Source organism: Enhygromyxa salina (genome assembly GCF_000737335.2).
Lineage (GTDB): Bacteria > Myxococcota_A > Polyangia > Nannocystales > Nannocystaceae > Plesiocystis > Plesiocystis salina_C.
The window spans coordinates 25,922-44,948 of the sequence record NZ_JMCC02000035.1 but is presented as its reverse complement, the minus strand read 5'-3'; the positions used below and the strand labels follow the sequence as shown (position 1 = coordinate 44,948).

General features: G+C 67.3%; 17 protein-coding genes. 10 read left to right on the top strand and 7 right to left on the bottom strand.

Annotation, left to right across the window (positions count from 1 at the left end; all coding sequences use genetic code 11):
• Positions 1-12: 12 nt before the first annotated feature.
• The 6 genes from DB30_RS15190 to DB30_RS15165 all read right to left on the bottom strand — a co-directional run bounded on the left by DB30_RS15190 (position 13) and on the right by DB30_RS15165 (position 7,185).
• On the bottom strand, positions 13-1,266 hold the full coding sequence (locus DB30_RS15190) for an acyltransferase family protein (RefSeq protein WP_052549444.1): 1,254 nt from the start codon (positions 1,264-1,266) through the stop codon (positions 13-15).
• 104 nt (positions 1,267-1,370) lie between these two features.
• On the bottom strand, positions 1,371-2,774 hold the full coding sequence (locus DB30_RS15185; RefSeq protein ID WP_052549442.1) for a sigma-54-dependent transcriptional regulator: 1,404 nt from the start codon (positions 2,772-2,774) through the stop codon (positions 1,371-1,373).
• A complete protein-coding gene (locus DB30_RS15180; protein ID WP_052549440.1) occupies positions 2,771-4,309 on the bottom strand; it encodes a sensor histidine kinase in 1,539 nt (512 codons plus the stop codon). The genes DB30_RS15185 and DB30_RS15180 overlap by 4 nt, the downstream gene beginning before the upstream one ends.
• A gap of 52 nt (positions 4,310-4,361) precedes the next feature.
• A complete protein-coding gene (locus DB30_RS15175; protein ID WP_146659023.1) occupies positions 4,362-6,164 on the bottom strand; it encodes a multicopper oxidase family protein in 1,803 nt (600 codons plus the stop codon).
• A 47-nt stretch (positions 6,165-6,211) separates the two neighbouring features.
• Complete coding sequence (locus tag DB30_RS15170; protein ID WP_146659022.1) at positions 6,212-6,913, bottom strand: emp24/gp25L/p24 family protein; 702 nt, start codon at positions 6,911-6,913, stop codon at positions 6,212-6,214.
• Entirely contained in the window at positions 6,910-7,185 is a 276-nt protein-coding gene (locus tag DB30_RS15165) for a hypothetical protein (protein WP_153258332.1), read from the bottom strand. The genes DB30_RS15170 and DB30_RS15165 overlap by 4 nt, the downstream gene beginning before the upstream one ends.
• A 319-nt stretch (positions 7,186-7,504) precedes the next feature.
• Between DB30_RS15165 and DB30_RS15160 the strand changes: the two genes are divergently transcribed.
• The 4 genes from DB30_RS15160 to DB30_RS15145 all read left to right on the top strand — a co-directional run bounded on the left by DB30_RS15160 (position 7,505) and on the right by DB30_RS15145 (position 12,546).
• Positions 7,505-8,848 carry a multicopper oxidase family protein gene (locus DB30_RS15160; protein ID WP_146659018.1) on the top strand — a complete coding sequence of 448 codons (1,344 nt, stop codon included), beginning with the start codon at positions 7,505-7,507 and terminating at the stop codon, positions 8,846-8,848.
• Positions 8,829-9,107 (top strand): hypothetical protein, encoded by a 279-nt coding sequence (locus DB30_RS15155; RefSeq protein WP_146659016.1) that lies wholly within the window; start codon positions 8,829-8,831, stop codon positions 9,105-9,107. The genes DB30_RS15160 and DB30_RS15155 overlap by 20 nt, the downstream gene beginning before the upstream one ends.
• Positions 9,108-9,115: 8 nt before the next feature.
• Positions 9,116-10,549 (top strand): TolC family protein, encoded by a 1,434-nt coding sequence (locus DB30_RS15150; protein WP_165703776.1) that lies wholly within the window; start codon positions 9,116-9,118, stop codon positions 10,547-10,549.
• Between the two features lie 80 nt (positions 10,550-10,629).
• On the top strand, positions 10,630-12,546 hold the full coding sequence (locus tag DB30_RS15145; protein ID WP_052549428.1) for an SUMF1/EgtB/PvdO family nonheme iron enzyme: 1,917 nt from the start codon (positions 10,630-10,632) through the stop codon (positions 12,544-12,546).
• 263 nt (positions 12,547-12,809) lie between these two features.
• On the opposite strand, the gene DB30_RS15140 is transcribed toward DB30_RS15145, so the two are convergent.
• Entirely contained in the window at positions 12,810-13,814 is a 1,005-nt protein-coding gene (locus DB30_RS15140) for an NADP-dependent oxidoreductase (protein WP_052549426.1), read from the bottom strand.
• Between the two features lie 103 nt (positions 13,815-13,917).
• On the opposite strand from DB30_RS15140, the gene DB30_RS15135 reads away from it, so the two are divergent.
• The 6 genes from DB30_RS15135 to DB30_RS15110 all read left to right on the top strand — a co-directional run bounded on the left by DB30_RS15135 (position 13,918) and on the right by DB30_RS15110 (position 18,978).
• Positions 13,918-14,532: a redoxin family protein gene (locus tag DB30_RS15135; RefSeq protein ID WP_052549424.1), complete on the top strand. Its 615-nt coding sequence runs from the start codon at positions 13,918-13,920 to the stop codon at positions 14,530-14,532.
• Positions 14,533-14,623: 91 nt separating this feature from the next.
• Complete coding sequence (locus DB30_RS42780; RefSeq protein WP_205632987.1) at positions 14,624-15,238, top strand: DUF4331 family protein; 615 nt, start codon at positions 14,624-14,626, stop codon at positions 15,236-15,238.
• A gap of 2 nt (positions 15,239-15,240) precedes the next feature.
• Positions 15,241-15,840 carry a DUF4331 family protein gene (locus tag DB30_RS42775; protein WP_146659010.1) on the top strand — a complete coding sequence of 200 codons (600 nt, stop codon included), beginning with the start codon at positions 15,241-15,243 and terminating at the stop codon, positions 15,838-15,840.
• A 131-nt stretch (positions 15,841-15,971) separates the two neighbouring features.
• On the top strand, positions 15,972-17,204 hold the full coding sequence (locus DB30_RS15120; RefSeq protein WP_146659008.1) for a tetratricopeptide repeat protein: 1,233 nt from the start codon (positions 15,972-15,974) through the stop codon (positions 17,202-17,204).
• 38 nt (positions 17,205-17,242) lie between these two features.
• A complete protein-coding gene (locus tag DB30_RS15115) occupies positions 17,243-18,085 on the top strand; it encodes a hypothetical protein (RefSeq protein ID WP_146659005.1) in 843 nt (280 codons plus the stop codon).
• A complete protein-coding gene (locus tag DB30_RS15110) occupies positions 18,085-18,978 on the top strand; it encodes a hypothetical protein (protein WP_052549413.1) in 894 nt (297 codons plus the stop codon). Before DB30_RS15115 ends, DB30_RS15110 begins: the two co-directional genes overlap by 1 nt.
• Positions 18,979-19,027: the final 49 nt, after the last annotated feature.

The window sequence follows — 19,027 nt, the reverse complement described above, 5'->3', positions numbered from 1 at the left end:
TGGCACAGCGGCTCATGGCTCGCCCGCGCGGGATTCGACGTAGCGGATCCGCAGGCGCATGAACGGGCGCTCGACGCCGTGGAAGAACAGCAGCGACAGCGCGATCGCAGCCGGAAACACCAAGAGCAGGGTGTTCAGGGTTGCGTCCAGCATGGGGTGGATGCCGGGAAACCACTGCGTGAGCGGCAGCATCAGGCCCGGCATCCGGCCGCGGTCGAGCGGGTCACCAATGACCAAGCCCACGATCATGAAGTGACAGATATAGGTGGAGAAGCTCATGTCCCCGCAGAACGCGAACACGCGCTTGAGCGGCGCCCACAGCTTGCTGGCGACCCCAAGGTAGGTCAGGACCACGAACAGGCACACCAGCGACTCCCAGGTTGGGGCCCAGATCTTCCACCACGCCTGCTTGGGGTAGCCGCCGCTTTGGTTCAAGAACCACTCCCAGCCAAGCAGCACGAACAGGCCGGCGGCAAAGCTGGCCCACGGGTGCTCGCGCAGGGCCGTGACGACGCCGCGCCAAAACGGGCTGCTAGGGCCGAGCTTGGCCGCGCGCGGATCGTTGTGCCAGCGCATGTACAGCCGCGCGCCGAGCATGCCAACCAAGAACGCGTCGAGCCGGCCGGGGATCAAGTGCCAGTAGTGAAGGTCGCGGATGCTGTCGCCCAAGAAGAAGCCGACGGTGCGCAGCCCGAGCATCAGGGCGATCATCCACACCAGCGGCTTGCTGCCCTGGCCGTTCATGATCGCGATCAAGAACGGGAAGATCAGATAGAACTGAAACTCGACGGCGACGGTCCAAAACGCGGTGGTGACCGGGTGCAGGCGCAGCGCCGCGCCCGGCATGTCGCCGAAGATCGTCACGGTCGCCAAGAACCCGTCCCACTCGAAGCGATCGGGGAACAGCGCGATCCCAAAGAACAGCGCGGTCAGGAACACGGGCATGACCCGCAGCACCCGGTTGCGCATGTACTTGGCGTAGGACAGCTGCTTGTCGAACGCGACCAGCGTGAAGATGAACCCGCTGACGATGAAGAACACCGTCACGAACACGTGGGTCTCGATCAGCGGGGCGAACAGCGGGTTGTTGGTCTTGGGCCAGTTGTTCCACGTGACCGCGGGCGGGTAGTGCATGCCCAGCGAGACCCAAAAACCATGGTGGAACAGGACCATGAACGCGGCGAAGCCACGCAGGTGATCGAGGCCCTCGACGTACGCGACGTTGAGGCTGCTCGCGGCGCTAGACTGCGTGGGGGCCGTTGCCACGGCGGGAGCATACTCTGTTGGCCCGGTCTTGCGTTGCCTGGCCGCCCACAGCCTCCCGACAGGCAACTGGGCCGTGGGCTGCGCTTCGCGGTCAGATGGGGCGCTCAGTCCCGGAAGTTGTCGGCCCGGACCCCATACTTGCGCAGCAGCCGGTAGAAGCTCTCGCGCTCGATGCCCGCGCGCGCGGCCGCGGCCGTGACGTTGCCCTGCGCGGCGCTCAGCACCGCCCGCAGGTAGTTCGGCGCCATGTGGTCACGGGCGCGATCGGCCGCTTGCTGCCAGGTCAGCGCGACCAGCTCGCCGTCCTCACCCAGGTCCGGGTTGAACGCCGCGTGGACGCGCAGCTCGGGGGGAAGATCGTCAACGTCGATCACCGGCCCCGTTGCAAGGATCGCGGCGCGCTCGATCGCGGCCTCGAGCTGGCGAACGTTGCCCGGCCACGCCGACGCGCGCAGCAAGTCGAGGGCCGCCGGGCTGAACGCGGTCGCAAGGCTGGCGCGCTTGTCGGCTTGCTTGGTCAAGAACACCCGCGCGAGCAGCTCGACATCGCCGCTGCGCTCGCGCAGGGGGGGCAGCCGCAAGGGCGCGACGTTGAGGCGATACCACAGGTCTTCGCGAAAGGTCCCGCTCGCGACCATGCCCTCGATGTCGCGGTGGGTGGCGGCGATCAGGCGCACGTCGATCTTGCGCTCGTGGGTCTCCCCAACCCGACGAACGCTGCGCTCTTGGAACGCGCGGGTCAGCTTGGCCTGCAAGCTGGCTGGCATGTCGCCGATCTCATCGAGAAACACGGAGCCGCCCTCGGCGTCCTCGAACAAGCCGGGGCGATCCCGCGTCGCCCCCGAGAACGCGCCGCGGGCGTGACCGAACAGCTCACTCTCGAGCAGGTCGCCGGGGATCGCCGCGCAGTTGACCGCGACGAAGCGCCGGCTGGACCGGGGGGAGAGCGCGTGCAGAGCCCGAGCGACCCGCTCCTTTCCGGTGCCGGTCTCGCCCAGGATCAGCGCGGTCGCGTCGGTCGGGGCGATCCGCTGGACCATTGTGGCGAGCGCCAACATGGCTGGGCTGCGACCGTAGACGCCGGGCAGGATGGTCTGGGTGTCGGGCGCCGCCGCCTGGCCGTCAGCGGCTTGGGCTTGGCGAGCGCGACCGAGCGCGCGCAGGATCACCGCGCGCAGATCCTCGGGCTCGAAGGGCTTGGAGAGGTAGTCGTAGGCGCCCATCCGCATCGCTTGGATCGCGGTCCCGACCGTGGCGTAGGCCGTCATCAACACGAACACCGCGCCAGGCTGGATCCGCTTGCAGGCCTCGAGCACGGCGAGGCCGTCGACTTCGCCCATCTTCAGATCCGACAGGACCACGGCGACGGCTTCGCGCTCGAGCAGCTCGATCGCGGCGCCGCCGTCGTCTGCGGTCAGGACCTGCGCGTCGCTGCGCAGGATCTTCTGGACCAGGCGCAGCATGTTGGGCCGATCGTCGACGACCAGCACGCGGGGTAGAGCGCTCATTTCATGATCTCCAGAGTGATGCGAGCGCCTTGGCCCGCGCTGGGTTGGGCAGCGTAGATCCGACCGCCGTGGGCCTCTACGATGCCACGGCTGACGGCGAGGCCGAGCCCGCTGCCACTACGTCGCTCCGAGAAGAACGGCTCGAACACCCGCTCGCGCTTGTCGGCCGCGATCCCCGGGCCGTTGTCGGTGACCTCGAGCGTGTAGTGGTTGGGGTGGACGCGGCCACGCAGCTGCAGCTTCGCGCCCGAGCTTGGGCTGGCATCGACGGCGTTGCGCAGCAAGTTGGCCAGGACTTGGTGCATGCGCACGGGGTCGAGCTCGAGCGTGGCCGCGTCGACATCGATCTCGATCTGCGGCGGTGGGTCGTGGGCCAATGTCGAGGTGAAGCGTCGGACCGCGTCGTCGACCAGCTCGCTGATCTGCACGCGCTGCCACTCCAGCGCGGGCTCGCGCGCAAAGCCGAGCAGATCCTCGACGATGCGTTGGCACGCTGCGGCCTCCTCGTCGAGGATCTTCAGCTCTTCGAGCAGCTCTTGCTGATCGTCGGGCCCGAGCGTGGGCACGGCTGGGATCATGGTCTTGAGGTAGCCCCGGATGACGCCGATCGGGTTGTTGATCTCGTGCGCGATGCCGGCGGTCAACTGCCCGATCGCGGCGATCCGCTCGGTACGCAGCAGCTCCTGCTCACGCGCTTCGAGCTCGACGGCCATGTGATCGAGGGCACCGCCGAGCGCCGACAGCTCGCTGGTGTCGAGGCCCTGGGTGCCCACGCGAAAGTCGAACTCGCCGGCGCCAAACCGACGCGCGGCGGCGCTCAGACGCGCGAGCGGGGCGAGCACGGCCCGGCGCAAGCGAACCGCGATCACCAGCGCGGCGACGCCGAGCAGCAAAACCCCCGCGACCCCAACGACGATCGCCAGGCGCGACAGCTCGAGCGCCTCGCGCCGGGTCTGCTCGGCGCGACGATCGAGGGCGTCAACGATCGCGTCGGCGGCCTCGGTCGCGCCGCGCAACAACAGCTCCGACTCGCGCTGGTGCTGGCGGACGGTCTCGCGGTCACCGGCGAGCGCGGCCGGCAGCAGGCGGCTGCGATACAGCTCGTCGATCGCCTGGCTGGTCTCGCGCAGCTCGTCCAGGGTGCTGCGCTCGGAGCTTGGCACCCGTGGCAGCAGCTGATCGACGCGCCGCTCGATATCATCGATCCAGTCGTGGTGGTGGGCGACCTGGCCGCGGTCGCCCTGGATCACGGTGTGGGTCTCGTGCAGGTAGTGCTCGCGGACGGCGAGCGTGAGGCCAAGGGCTTCTTGCGCGGCGAGCCCGTCTGCATGGGTCTCCTCGAGCGCCGCCGTCACGCGGACATGCAGCACCAGCACGCCAGCGCTGAGCAAGCCCGCGATCATGACCAGCAGAGCCAGCGACGCGGTGATCCGCCGACCGAGCGAAGCTTGGTTGTCGGCGATCGGCGAGCGGTCCGACGCCAGCGCGTCGTCGTTTGGACGCTCGAGGTTGGCCGCGTGGTGTTCTCGCGTCACGCGGATGTCTTACCACCACGGCGGTTGGGCCGCTCGATCTGTGTCCGGCCGCTCAGGGTGGGGGGGCCACTTGGAGGAACCCCGCCATGCCGCGATCGGAGTGCTCGAGCAGGTGGCAGTGGTACAGCCAGCCGCCGGACGAGTCCGGACCGGGCTGCTTGCCCGCAGCGAAGATCTGACCCTCACGGCCCTCGTCCGAGAAGGTCACGGCCAGGCGCGTGATCGATCGGCTCGTCCCCATTCCGCCGGGACGGCCCGGCAAAATAATCGTGTCTTTGTTCTCGAGGTATTCGGCCGGGATCACGTCCACCGTCATCTGTTGATCATCGATCAAGACGGTCTCGATCGGCTGAAAGAAGAATCCATGCAAGTGGAAGTTGTGGACCCCGGCGGTGTTGTTGATGACCTCGATGATGCGAACCTCGTTGGGCTCGACGGTCGGCGCCATGTCCGGGGTAAAGTTGGCAAAGGGCACGCCTACCATCTGCATGTTGACCATCATCATGGCCGCGAAGAGGTTGATGTTGCCATCGACGTCGGGCATGTTGTGACCGAACATGATGCGGATGACGTCCTCTTGCGGGACTCCCTCGTGCATGATCGGCGTGATCACGTCGAGGGCGTCGGGCGGCGCGGCGCCATCGACCGGGCCGAGATCGACCAGGTTGAAGGTCATGAGCGACTCTGGCGGCAGCTCGCCGTCGGTGTCGTCATCCCCGTACATGATCATGTTCATGTTGTTGGGGTTGTACATGGCCGTGTGGCGCCCGCGCGCCATGTCGTGCCACTCGAGCGTCACGCTGTCGCCGTCGCTGCCTTCGGGTATGAACACCACGTCGGCTCGCTCCCCGGGCGTCAAGACCAAGCCCTTTGACAGATCTGGATCGGAGATCATCTGACCCTCGACCTCGACCTGTTCGATTGGGGGGAGCGCGATGGCCTGTTCGAGTAGCCCGGCGTCGCCGCCGATACGATAGAGGGTGTGGCCGGGAACCGACAGCCGCATGAACCGGGTATTCGAGGTGTTGACCATTCGAATCCGCTGCGGGCGGCCGATCTGAACGTCGAGTTCCTGTCCGACCTTGCCGTTGACGAGCAAGGTGTTGCCCGTGCGTCCGTTGATCTGGGTCATTGCGTTCTCGAGCGGATCTTCGGGGTAGGGGGGCGCGACCTGGCCCCCTTCGAGCAGCACGTCGTCGAGGACAAACCAGTGCTCGCGGTCGGGGAGCTCGAGCGCCTGATCCTGCTCAGGGTCGTGGACGATGAGCAGGCCCTGGAGCCCGAGCTCGACTTGCTGATTGCCGCGGATGTGTGGGTGAAACCAGTGCGTGGAGGCGCGCAGCAGCTCGAACTCGTAGGTGAACTCGCCGCCGGCTGGCACCGGCTCCTGGGCGATCATGCTCCCATCCATGTTCGCTGGGACTTCGAGGCCGTGCCAGTGGACCGTGGTGTCGTTGCCGTCGGGGAGGTTGTTGGTGAAGTGGACAATTAGCGTGTCGCCGACGTTGGCCTCGATCGCGGGCCCGATCACGCCGTTGTAGGTCCACGCCGTGGTCGCGGCGCCATCTTCGTATTCGACCTCCGCCACCTCTGCGACCAGGTTGATCTCGACGATGTTCTCATCGGGGTTGATGTCTTCGAGGATGACCGGGTTGATCGAATCGCCCGTGCCGTCGCCGTCGCCGTCGCCGTCGCCGTCGCCGTCGCCGTCGCCGTCGCCGTCACCGTCACCGTCACCGTCACCGTCGCCGGTTTCGGTCTCAGTACCAGCTCCGCCTTCGGTTTCGGGAGCGTCGTTGCAGCCGGCCATCAGCATGGGGAACACCACCAGAGAAATCAGTATGTTTCGCTTCATCTTCGTCACGTTGGTCGTCAATTCCAGCGGGATGTCCCGCCGATCGGCTACTGTGCCGGCATCCAAGAGTGGATCGTGGCACCTTCGCCGAGGTCAATGGACACGTCGAGCGGGGTTGCTGCTGTCGCGGTGTTCTTCCAGAGCACCGAGAACACACCGTCAGCGGGCGCGCTGAACTCCACTGTTCCTGCGCGAGCCACCCCCTCTTGGTGGTTTTGGGTACCACCCGAGTGATCATGGCTGTGCACGTTCCATGCGAAGTCGCTCGTGCCCCTGCTGAAGGTCACCGTTATTGTCGAGCCCTTATCCATCTTGAAGTTCGCCTCTGCGAAGCCGCCGGGCTCGACCTCGAAGGTCCGCGCCGTAGCGAGCCCAGCGTCGCCGCCCGCACTGTCCGCGGTGCCACCACACGCGCCCTCCTCATGGTCCCCGCAGGCATGCTCACCCGCGACGTCCGCGGGCTCCGCCGGGGTCGTGGGGACATCGGTGACCTCGGATTCGGTCTTGTCGCAACCCACGGCGAGCGAGGTTCCGGCCAAGGCGGCGAGTACAGCGACAATGGAATTGGTTTTCACGGCAGCTGAGGATAGCATAATGTGCTGGATGTCGCGCTCACATTGTCGTGATGACTGTCGCTCCGACATGCCATCATTGATGTAGTCTGACGTCGCGCGTGAGGCTGGGAACCTGCGGATTTGATTGGCTGCCGCGTCCGCAACCCACATGTCCCCTTGGGCGTCGAAGGTCATGCCCATGAGGATCCCGGGCGGGTAGTCGGTGTCGAGCCAGTCGAGGAGATTCCCGTCGAGGTTGAAGGCAAATTCAGGCCGTCGGCAGGGGTAGAGATGATCGTCACGTCGACGGACCCGAGCTCGTGTGAGCCGTTTCCGAGCACCGGGATCGGAACCCCCATCGGCTCGCCGTCGCCGACGCTGTTGCTGTCGCCGTCGCCGTCGCCGTCGCCGTCGCCGTCGCCGTCCGTTGTACCGGTCTCCGCTTCAGCGACACCATCCGCGCCCACCTGGCTCTGACCACAAGCGGACAACGCGAAAAGCAAGGGGGGAACAATGCGTGTGGTGATCGATCGGTTCATGGAAGCGCCCTCGTACGAGGAATTCCAGTTTGGCTCGGCGCCGGCAAGTCGCACGCCGCTCCCATGTTCGGGGCGCCCAACGCCGCGAACTGGGTTGAGGCAGTTACAACACATCTTGGGACTGAAGGTAATGTGACTCGCAACGACACACTGTAACCGTGGAAGTCACAGTTCGCCGCGGCGAGCCCTCCAGCCCGCCGTTGGGCGCCGATGGGGCATGGCACGGCCCTTGAAGAGCAGCGCCGCCATGACACGACCCAAGCTGACGCGCCGCCAGGCCGTCTTCGCAGGGGCCGCCCTCACCGGTGGCGCCGCACTGCTCGCAAGCCGAGAGGCCCAAGCTGCACCAGGCCACAATTGGGACAGCACCTACAGCGGAGGTCGGGAGCCGCGACCACTCGCACCAGGCGCGCCGGGCCGCGACTACAAGCCCACCTTGACCCCCGGCGGGTCCACGTTGAGTTGGTCCGTAGTCGAAGGCGTGAAGGTCTACCACCTGATCGCGGAGGAGGTCGACCACGAGTTCGCGCCCGGAGTTCGGGCGCGATGTTGGGGCTACAATGGCTCGGTTCATGGGCCGACGATCGAGGCGGTCGAAGGCGACCGGGTCCGGGTCTACGTGACGAACCGCCTCTCGGCGCCGACGACCGTTCACTGGCACGGCGTGTTCTTGCCGAGCGGAATGGACGGCGTTGGCGGGCTCAGCCAACGCGCGATCGCACCTGGCGAGACCTTTCGCTACGAGTGGACCTTCAAGCAGTCGGGGACCTTCATGTATCACTCTCATCACGATGAGATGACGCAGATGGCCATGGGGATGATGGGGATGATCGTCGTTCACCCACGCAATCCACCCCGCGAATACCAGGTTGACCGTGACTTCGTCATCATGTTGAGCGAATGGAAGTTGGTGCCGGGGGCCAAGCGGCCCGACCCCAACGAGATGTCGGACTTCAACGTCTTGACCATGAACGCCAAGGCGTTTCCGGGCACGGCGCCGCTGGTCTGTCGCAAGGGGGATCGGGTCCGAATCCGCTTCGGCAACCTCAGCGCAATGGATCATCATCCGATTCATCTGCACGGCTACTACTTCAAGGTCGTGGCGACAGACGGCGGGCGCCTGCCAACCTCGGCCCAGTGGCCAGAGACCACGGTGTTGGTCGCTGTTGGGTCCACGCGGGACGTCGAGTTTGTGGCCGACGCACCGGGCGATTGGGCGATGCACTGCCACATGACCCATCACGTGATGAACCAGATGGGGCACGAGCTCCCCAACATGATCGGCGTCGAGCCGGGAGACCTCGACAAGCGAGCCCAGCACTTGGTCCCGGGCTACATGAGCATGGGCATGGACGGCATGGGTGAGATGGGCGAGATGGACATGCCAGTGCCGCCCAACAGCTTTCCCATGGTCGGCGCGAAGGGGCCTTTCGACTACATCACCATGGGCGGCATGTTCACGCTATTGAAGGTCCGCGACCATGACGTTGGGGACGATAACCAGGATCCCGGTTGGTACAAACACCCGCCTGGCACGGTCGCTGATCTTGCAACCACAGAGGAAATGAAACGTGACGGAATCAACGCGTAGTCGAAGCTTCATCGGCGCCACGCTGATGGGGGTGATGTTGTCAGCGGGCTGTCGCATGGGCTTGCCTCCGGAGCCGCCTGGCGCCGACGCGACCGACGCCAGCTCGGCGATCCCGGCCTACCAGCCGTCAGCCGATCCGTTCACGCGCTCGGCGTTCGCAGGCGAGACCCTGAAGTCCGATGGGGGACACGGCGGGCACGGCGGGCACAAGAAGACCACGGCGGCGACCCCCGCTGACAGCGAGGAGGTCGAGCCATGAGGGGGGTGATGAGTGTGGTCCTCGCGGCGTCGCTGTCGACGGGCTGCGCGGCGCTGCAGCCGACGAAGGCCCGCGCGGAGGTCAGCGACATGGTCGCGACGCGGGTCGGAGTCGACGACGCGATCTCCTTGGAGGTCGTCAAAGACAGCCGCGAGCGCGTGCAGGCGCGGGTCGCCGAGCTGCTCGAGCATCCGCTGAGTCTCGACGACGCGCTGCGGCTCGCGCTGCTCAACAACCGTCGATTTCAGGCCAAGCTCGAAGCGCTCGGGATCGCCCAGGCCGACCTCGTCGAGGCGGGCCTGCTCGAGAACCCCGTGATCGCTGGCGACTTCGTGATCTCGTCGCTCGGCAACGGGTTCGGCGGGGGCCTCTCGCTGTCGCAGAGCCTGCTCAGCGTGTTCTTGATCCCGGCCAAACGGCGGATTGCGAAGGCGCGGCTCGGACAGACGGTCGTGCAGGTTGGGCAGCAGGCGCTGGTGCTCAGTCGGGACGTGAAGCTCGCGTATGTGGGGGTTCAGGCCGCCGCGGCGCGACTGGAGATCCAGCGTGGGTTGACCCAGGCTGCGGAGGTCTCCGACGAGCTGTCTGCGCGGCAGTTCGAAGCGGGGAACATCGCCCCCCTCGATCGTGAGCTGTTCGCGGCTGCGTTCGACGAGGCCCGCCTCGCGCTCGCGGACGCCGAGCTCGAGCTCGTCGTCGCCCGTGAGCAGCTGAACCGCGAGCTCGGCCTGTGGGGCGGGGACCTCGCGTGGACGCTCGCGCATTCGCTCGCCGAGATCCCCGCATCCGAGGCCACGCTCAGCGATCTCGAGCAGCGGGGAATTCGCGACCGGCTCGATCTGTCGGCGGCGCGCTTCGAGGTTGCCTCGATGCAGGCGGCGATCAGGCTGCGCCGCGCGGGCGTGGTGCCGCAGCTCGAAGCTGGCGTCGAGGCTCGCAACGAGGTCGGGGACGACGTGGGCCACGAGTGGGTGATTGGCCCAAGCCTGTCGTTGGAGCTGCCGATCTTCAACCCGGGCCACGCGGACTTCGCTCGGCTTCAGGCTACGCTGCGTCAGGCCCAGCACTATGCCCAAGGTCTGGCGATCGACGCACGATCCGAGATTCGGGTGGGGCGTGAGCGACTGGTCACGGCGCGCCGCAAGGTCGAGTACTACCGGGGCACGGTCCTGCCCCGGGTCGAGTCGATCGTCGCGCTCTCGCTCGAGCGCTACAACGGCATGCAGATCGGCACCTACCAGCTGCTCGAGGCTCGCGCGGACCTGTTTCGGTCGCGGCGCGAATACGTCGATGCGCTCACCGAATACTGGGAGGCTCGCGGGGAGCTCGAGCTCGCAATTGGCGGGGATCTGACCCGCGACAACTCGGCCCCGGGCCCGGTGCTCGATGACGGGGCGCCGCGCGGATCTTCCGTGAGGGTTCGTGACCTCGGATCAATGTAGCGCTGCTGCGATCACCCCCCCCGCTGCGGGACCGGGCCGACGATGTCGAGCCCCCAACAATCATGCGATACTGCGGGCACATGGACGTATCCGCGACGCAGCTTCCCCCGCCTTCCCAGTCCCAGACCCGGCGGCTCGTGGTCTCCAACGTTCGGGTGATCGAACACCCCGGTGGCACCTACGACGTCAGCTTTGATCTGGACTGGCGCGAGGCGTTTCGCGCGGGCGAGCACTGGAGCGCCGCGTGGCTGTTCTTGAAGGTCAAGCCTGGCAAGACAGAGGAGGTCGAGTCGGTCGAGGACGCGGTCGAGCGGCTCCACGCCAAGGGCAGCGTGCGCGCCAAGACGGCAGAGATCGCGGCCACGGTTCGCGCCGAGCTAGCGGGGGTGAAGTCGCTGCTCGCCAAGCTGCCCAAGCCACCTTCGGTGTTGCCGGGCTCCGGGGGCGAGGGGCCGACGCTGGCCGGGATCCCCCTGCCTGGCGGCGGGCCGCCCTCACCCGCGCAGCTGCTCGCGGGCCTCGACGCCAAGCTCCAGGACACATTCGGCGATCCACCACCGCCCATCCAGGCGCTTCGGCTGCACCAACGGCGGGTCGCGTCGGGCGGTCAACAGGTCGAGGTCGACGAGGACTTCGCGTTCTTGAACCCCAGCAGCGAGGGCAAGCAGCGCGTCACCAGCTTCACGGCGTGGCAACACATGAACGTGTCCACGCTTGCGGCGGACCACGGCGCGCCCGAGGGCACGGTGATCGTGCCCAGCGAGGACGGGGTCGGCGTGTTCATCTACCGCGACCGCGACGGGCGAGGCCCGCTCGGGCTGCGTGGGGTTCGCCTACGCACGACGACAGCGTGCGACGGCGAGGCGCTCAAGGTCTGGATCGGGGCGCTCGAGATGGTGTACGTGGCGCCCAGCGAGTTTCGTGTGGGTGACCCACAGGGCGCAGACGGGCCATACTGCTGCTTCTACGAGGCCGGCGATGACGATGACGATGGCAGGGATCGCAGCTATGTCATCCGCTCCGAAGCCGCGATCGCAGTGGGGGACGAGCCCGGCATGCTGACGTGGGACAACACCGGGCAGATGGGCGAACACGCCGACATCCCCGCCGCGTTCCCGAAGGGCAGCGTGGGCTACTACGTGCTCAAGCATCAGCTGACGCAGGGCGAGTACTGCGACTTCATCAACCATCTGCAGGGCCATCAAATCACCATTCGGTTTCCCTACGGCGGCCAGGGTGACTATCGCTACACCGTGTTCAAGACTTGGGGGTCGCCGCGGGTGTGCACCCGACCCGAGCGCGCGAACAATTGGGCCTCGTGGGCGGACGCCAAAGCCTATATCTGGTGGGCGGGGCTGCGGCCCATGACCGAGTTCGAGTATGAAAAAGCCGCGCGGGGCCCGATCGCGCCTGTCGCTGGGGAGTACGCCTGGGGCTCGACCACGTTGGTGCAGTCGCTGGTGATCCTGGGTCACGAGAGCGACCGGCCGATCGTCCAGGGCAACTGCAACCTTGGCAACGCGATGCAGCCGTTTCAAGGCGGCGACGGGGGCCAGGGGCCGGTGCCCGATGACGCGTTTCGAGCCTCTCGCTACCAGTGCTCGGCCGAGGCGGTGCACATGCCCGGGGTGATCGACACCGATCAGACCTTCACCTGGCGCGAAGAGACCGGCGCCTCTCACTACGAGATCATGGGCCTGAGCGGGAACCTGTGGGAGTACGTGATCTCGGCCGGCGTCGACACGGGCCGCAGCTTCACGGGCGACCACGGAACCGGAGATCTCGACGGGACCGGCAGCCCCAACCAAGCCAACAGCTGGCCGGGCGCGGACCACCTTGGCATCGGGTTTCGCGGTGGCTCTTGGTACACCAAGGTGACGTCGGGCCGGATCGCGGATCGCTGCTTTGGCTCGGGTCTGCTCGGCTACCAAGATCGCAGCCACGACACGGGAATTCGCGCGGTCCGGACCGCGCCCAAGACCGAGGCGGGCTCCTAGGCCCGAATCAAGCGCTGCGCGCTCGACTCGGGCCTACTATGTCTTCAAGGGGGCTTTCGAAAAGCCCCCTCGCTTCGGCGGAGCCCCCTTCGCTCACCCCAAACGCTCGCCTGTCGGAATCAAGCGCTGCGCGCTCGACTCGAGAACATCGCCTCGGTGAGCGGGCACCTGACCCCCGCAGACCCCAAAAGCACGACCCAATCAGTGTCTCGCTGCGACGAGACTCTGACTGGGTCGTGCGAGGCGAACTTTCAGCCAGACCTTCAGCCGACTTTGAGCACCAGCTTGCCGAGCTTGTCCCCGGTGAACAGCTTGGCGAAGCTATCGGCGAAGTTGTCGAGCCCCTCGATCACGGTCTCGCGATAGCTCAGCTTGCCGGCGCTCAGCCACGCGCCCAGCTGCTGGGACGCCTCGTCGTAGCGCTTGGCGTAGTCGAACACGACAAAGCCCTCCATGCGCGCGCGGGACACCAACAGCGACATATAGTTGGAGGGGCCCTCGATCTTCTCGAGGTGGTTGTACTGCGAGATCGCGCCGCAGATGACCACGCGCGCGCGCATGGCCAGCTGGGTCAGCGCGATGTTCAGCAGCTCGCCGCCGACGTTGTCAAAGTACACGTTCACGCGATCGGGGCAGGTTGCTTTGATCTTCGCCTTGACGTCGTCGTGCTTGTAGTCAATCGCGGCGTCGAAGCCGAGCTCGTTCACCAAGTGTTGGCACTTCTCGGGGCCGCCGGCGAGCCCGACGGCGCGGGCGCCCTTGAGCTTGGCGATCTGGCCAACCATGGATCCGACGGCTCCGGCCGCGCCCGAGACCAGCACCGTGTCGTCCGCCGCGAGCGCCCCGACCTCGAGCAAGCCGAAGTAGGCGGTCATCGCTGGCATGCCCAAGACCCCCAAATAGGCCGACAGCGGCGCGAGCTTGGGGTCGACCTTGCGCAAGCCCTTGCCCGGCACGCAGGCGATCGACTGGACCCCGAGCAGACCGCTGACGTGGTCGCCCTCGGCAAAATTGGGATCGCGCGAGGCGAGCACGCGGCCCACGGCGCCGGCCCGCATGACCTCGCCAAGGCCGACGGGTGGCACGTAGGAGCGGGCGTCTCGCATCCACCCGCGCATGGCCGGATCCAGCGAGATGTAGAGGTTGGCGACGACGAGCTCGCCGGCTGCCGGCTCCGGCACGGGCTGACTGCGGATCTCGAAGTCGCTCGACGTGGGCAGCCCAGTCGGGCGATTGACCAGGATCACTTGGGTGCTGGTTTGTGGCATCGGCGCGTGGGTATACCCCACTTGTGCGACGTTTGCCCGTCCGCTCGCCTGACGGCGCTCTCGCTGCTGTCCCATCCCGGTCGGACGCGATAGTGTCTCGAACATGCGGCTGCGCGCACGACCCTGGCTGGTGCCCGCGTGGGTGGTAGCGATGACACTCGGTTGTGAACGCGGCGGCGTGCCGGAGCAGGCGAAGCTCGCTCCGTCCTCGAGCGCCGCGTCGTTGGGCACGTTGGATCTCGACGGTCAGGTGCTCGATCCGCTGGCGCCGAACGGCCGCGCGGACGTGCTGGTGTTCTTGCGAACCGACTGCCCGATCTCCAATCGCTACGCGCCCAAGCTCGCTCGGATCGGCGCCCGGTTCGCCGCGGCCCCCGTGGACCTGTGGCTGATCTACGTCGACCCCGACGAGACCCCCACGGTGATCCGTGAGCACATGCAGGCGTACGGGCTGCCCGGCACAGCCCTGCGCGATCCCGAGCAGACCTCGGTCGCGCGGGCCGGGGCCGAGGTCACGCCGAGTGTCGCGGTATTCGACGCCACCGGGGATCGTCGTTACCGTGGTCGGATTGATGATTGGTACGTTGATTACGGCCAGGCCCGGGCCGAGGCGAGCACCGACGAGCTCGTTGACGCGCTCGAGGCCGTGCTCGCCGGTCGGTCGCCAGCGGTGGCCGAGACCGCGGCCGTGGGCTGCCCCCTGCCGCCCCTGCGATAGTCCTGCGCCACGCTGGCGCTGAATTCGCGGGCGGGTGCTGTGTCATCCCACGTTGCGCAAACTCTGGATGTGTTATTTAGCGGGCACCGATATGCGACTCACAACAAGGCAATTGATCTGGGCAGGCGTGATCGCGAGCGGTGCGATCGTGTCAACGGTCGTCGTTGCGGCGGACCATGACGAGGCCGACACGACCTCGTTCAGCGACAAGTCGGCGGACATTGGCGACCTCTACGCTTTCCACGAGGGCGGGCGGATGACGCTGATCCTGACCTTCGATGGCTACAAGCTGAAGTCGGAGACGCCGAGCTACGACCCCGACGTGCTGTACGGCTTTCACATCGACACCAACGGCGACAACGCCCCCGATCACGAGATCTGGGCCCGCTTTGGCGAGAACGCGGCGGGCGAGTGGGGCGTGCAGGTCACGGGCATCCCGGGCTACGAGGGCGCGCTGGTCGGGCCAGTCGACGAGGTCGTCAGCGACGACGACGCTGGCGTGCAGGTGTTTGGGGGGTTCCGCGATGATCCCTTCTTTTTCGATCTCCAGGGCTTCAAGGACACCTTGATGACCGGGACCTTGGGCTTTGATCCAGCCCGCGACTTCGTGGCCGCCAAGAACACCGGCGCGATCGTGGTCGAGTTCGACCAGGCCGCGCTGAGCAGTGAGTCGATCGCCGTGTGGGCGACAACGGGGAGGCGCTGATCATGACCATCTCGAACCAGTCAAACCGCAACATCTGGTGGCCCGTCGCTGGGCTGGTGTCCTTGCTGCTGCTCGCGCCCGCCTGCAACGGCGACGACGCGCCCGGTGACGACGGCGATCCCTACGTGTTCGCCGAGGAGACCCCGGCCGAGTACACCCGCGTCGACCGGATCGGCATGCCGGCGATCGGCACCGCGGTGATCGTTGACAAGCAGGCCTACAACGAGGCCAACCCGGCCGCCGACGCCAACGGTGACTTCGTCGAGCAGATCACGATGTCGGTCGAGGGGCTGCACGCCGCCCTCGACGATGACCTGATGGGCGCGGGCCTGGTCGCCTGTGCGCCGGCTGACTGCGTGGCTCAGGCCGCGCCGCTGGTCGTGCCGGACACGCTCAAGATCGATCTTGGCGCGGCGGCAGGGTTCCCCAATGGGCGCTTGCTGACCGACCCCGTGATCGACGTGACCTTGGCGGTCGTGCTGCTGGATCTGACCGCGACCGGACAGGATGCAACGACCTTGGTCGGCGCGCTCAACCCGACCGCGAACGACTTGCCGTTCGAGACCGCGTTCCCGTACCTCGCGCCCTATCAAGGGGGCTGAGCAGCCGGCAAGGGGGCTGAGCAGCCGGCAAGGGGGCTGAGCAGCCGGCAAGGGGGCTGAGCAGCCAGCTCATGCTGTAGTACGGTTCGGCGCCCGGCTCGTGGGCGCCGGACCCCGCCAAGCTGATGACCGTGACAGCAAACAAGGGTCGTGTCTGGCTCGCCGCCATCTCGTTGTTGGCGGTGTCGGGCTGTCAGCGCGGCGCCGAGCAGCGCGGTGAGGCCGAGCCTGCGGCGGCCGTGCAGGCGGCAGACCAGCAGGGGACGTACGTCGGGGCGTTGCGCGCGATCGATCGTCAGCTCGACGACGCCCGCGAGCTGGCCGAGCAGCGCGACGGGTGGGCGGACCACGAGCTGGTCGCCCAGCTGCTGGTTCGCCGCGCGCGGCTGACCGGCTCGATCGACGACTGGGCGGCGGCGGATCGGGCCCTCGACGCTGGGTTCGCGGTCGCGCCCGCAGGCGGCGGACCGGTGCTCACCAGGCTCGAGCTGGATCTGTCGCTCCACCGGCTGGCCCAGGCCGAGCGGGGCATTGCCAAGGTCGAGGCGGCGCCGGTTCGGACCCAGGCCATGAACATTCAGCTGGCCACGGCGCGCGGTGAGCTGGCGGCCCAGCGCGGCGATCTAGACGGCGCCCGCCAAGCCTACGAGCAGGCGCGCGAGCTGGGTGCCGACGCGGCGGTGACCGCTGCCCGGCTCGCGCTGCTGGCCCGACGCCGCGGTGAGTACGACGCCGCGCTCGCGGGCTTCACATCGGCGCGGGCGGAGCTCGGCGCAGGCCAGGGCGCGGCGTGGGTGCTGCTGCAGCTGGGCCTGGTCGAGTGGGCCCGTGAGCGGCCCGAGGCCGCGCTGATCAGCTACGACGCGGCGGAGCAGGCGTTCCCCGGCTGGTGGTTGGTGGCCGAGCACCGCGCAGAGGCGCTCGCCGCTCTGGGCCGAACCGAGGAGGCCGAGCTGATCTACCGCGACGTGATCGAGCGGACGGGCCACCCAGAATTCATGGACGCGCTCGCAGAGATCCTGGCCCGCCAAGGCAGCGACGCCGAGGCGCAAAAGTGGATCGCCGCGGCCCGTAGCGAGCACGAGCGACGCTTGGCCGCGCTGCCCGAGGGCGCCGGGGCGCACGCGCTGGATCATCTGATCCAGTTCGCGCCTCATGAGCCCCGCACGCTCGAGCTGGCCCGTCAAGTCGCGTTGGTCGCTCCGAACGAGGACAACCTGCGCCGCCTCGCCGAGCTGTTGGTCGCGGTCGGCGAGCACGAAGCGGCCCGCGCCGCGCTGGAGCAGGCGCGCTCGCGGGGCGCGGGTGGCCATGATCTCGATCGGCTGGCCCGGCTCGTCGCGGGGGACCCGCTGGCGGGGTAGGCGGCTCGCGCTCGATGCTGTTATGCTCGGCGTTCCGCGTGAAAAGGCTCGCCCGCATCCTCTCCCCCGTTTTGTGTGGACTCCTCACCCTGGCGCCAGCGATCACCTTCGCGGCTCCGGCCAAGGCGAAGTCGTCGCCGCCCCCCGAAGAAGAGCCGGCGTCCGGCCCGCCCGAGCGCGCCGTAGAGGCCTACCGCCGCGGCACGGAGCTCTACAACGACGCGAAGTTCGAAGAGGCGCTCGAGGCGTTCCAAGAGGCCGCCACGCTCTACGCTTCGCCCGACTTCCAGTTCAACATCGCCAAGTGCTACGAGCGCCTGGGCAAGCTGGAGGAGGCGGTGCGCCACTACCAGACCTACCTGCGCACGGCCGAGGACAGCGGCGACCGTGCGGTGGTGGAGTCCACGGTCGAAGATCTCGAGCGCCGGATCGAAGAGGAGAAGAACCGGCCCGATCCCAACCCGGAGCCCGAGCCGATCTTGGAGCCCGAGCTCGACGAGAATCCCGGTCGCAAGCTGGTGATCGCCGGCGGGGCGCTGCTCGGCGTGGGTGTGGCCGTTGGGCTTGGCGGCGGGCTTGGATTTGGGATCGCCGTTGCCGGTGACAACGGCAAGTTGGGCGATGTGTTGAACGGCAACCCCGAGCGTCTGACCTTCGCGGAGGCCGATGAGATCGCCACCCGGGCCAGCCGCAACCAAACTCTCGAGCTCGTGATGATCGGCGCCGGCGGGGCGCTGGCGATCACCGGCGCGGCGCTGCTGGCCGTGGGTCTGTCCAAGAACAAAAAAGCCAAGAACGCGGCCGGTCCCGCGGCGCGGCTGTCGGTCTCGCCCATGTGGAGCCGGACGGGTGGCGGCCTCACCTTGCAGGGAAGCTTCTAATGCGCTCGCAACATCGCTTGTTCATCCCCACTGGTCTGCTCGCGTGCATCTCGCTGGCTGGTTGCCTCACCAACACGCCGGATCCCGCAACTGGCGGCATCTATGCCTGCGTCGATGACCTCGACTGCCCGGGGGAGCAAGAGTGTCTGCAGAAGGTGTGCGAGGCCGTCAAGCTGCCCGTGCTGCAGATCCAAAACCCCGAGTCCGAAGAAAAATATCTCTTCGGCAACGCAAACACAGACATCCTCAGCGTCTCGGGTGCCAACTTGATCTTGCGCAGCCGGTCGGCCTCCAACGAGCCCGTACCTGGCGAGGGCCACTTGGTCGTGTTCATCAACGGCCAGGAGGCCGCGGTGATCGACAGCGGTGATATCAGCGCAGGGGTGCTGGCCAACATCGACATCCCCAACACGCCCGGGGCCCACCGGATCGTCGTCCAGGCCCGGCTCAACGATGGGACCGACTACGACAACGAGACGGCACAAGCCCGCCGGATCGTGTGGGTCGACGATGGCCGCGAGCACGTCGCGCTGCGCAAGCCGTGGCCCGGCGATGTCTTTGGTCTCGACTCGCAGGTCATCGAGGCCGAGGTCGTCACCCTGGGCGGCATCGAGATCGGGCCGCCCCAGACCATGCGCGAGCACGTCCACGTCTACTACGACGCGCCGTTCCCCGGCTGCCTCATCGACAATCCCATGTGCGAAGTGGGCTACAACGGGGTCGTGCCCTCGGACGAGGATGCGTTCGGGCCGGTGCTCTTGCCCGCGTCTTCGGCCGGCATGGTCTCGCTGACCGCGGTGGTCGCCACGTTCGACCACCTGACGTACGAAGACGACCTGGGCGAGCCGGTGTTCTCGGCACCGATCATGATCCTGCGCAGCGACGCGCAGTGAGCACAGCCCCCGCGGCGCTCCGCGGGGATCACGACTTGCTAGACCCGAA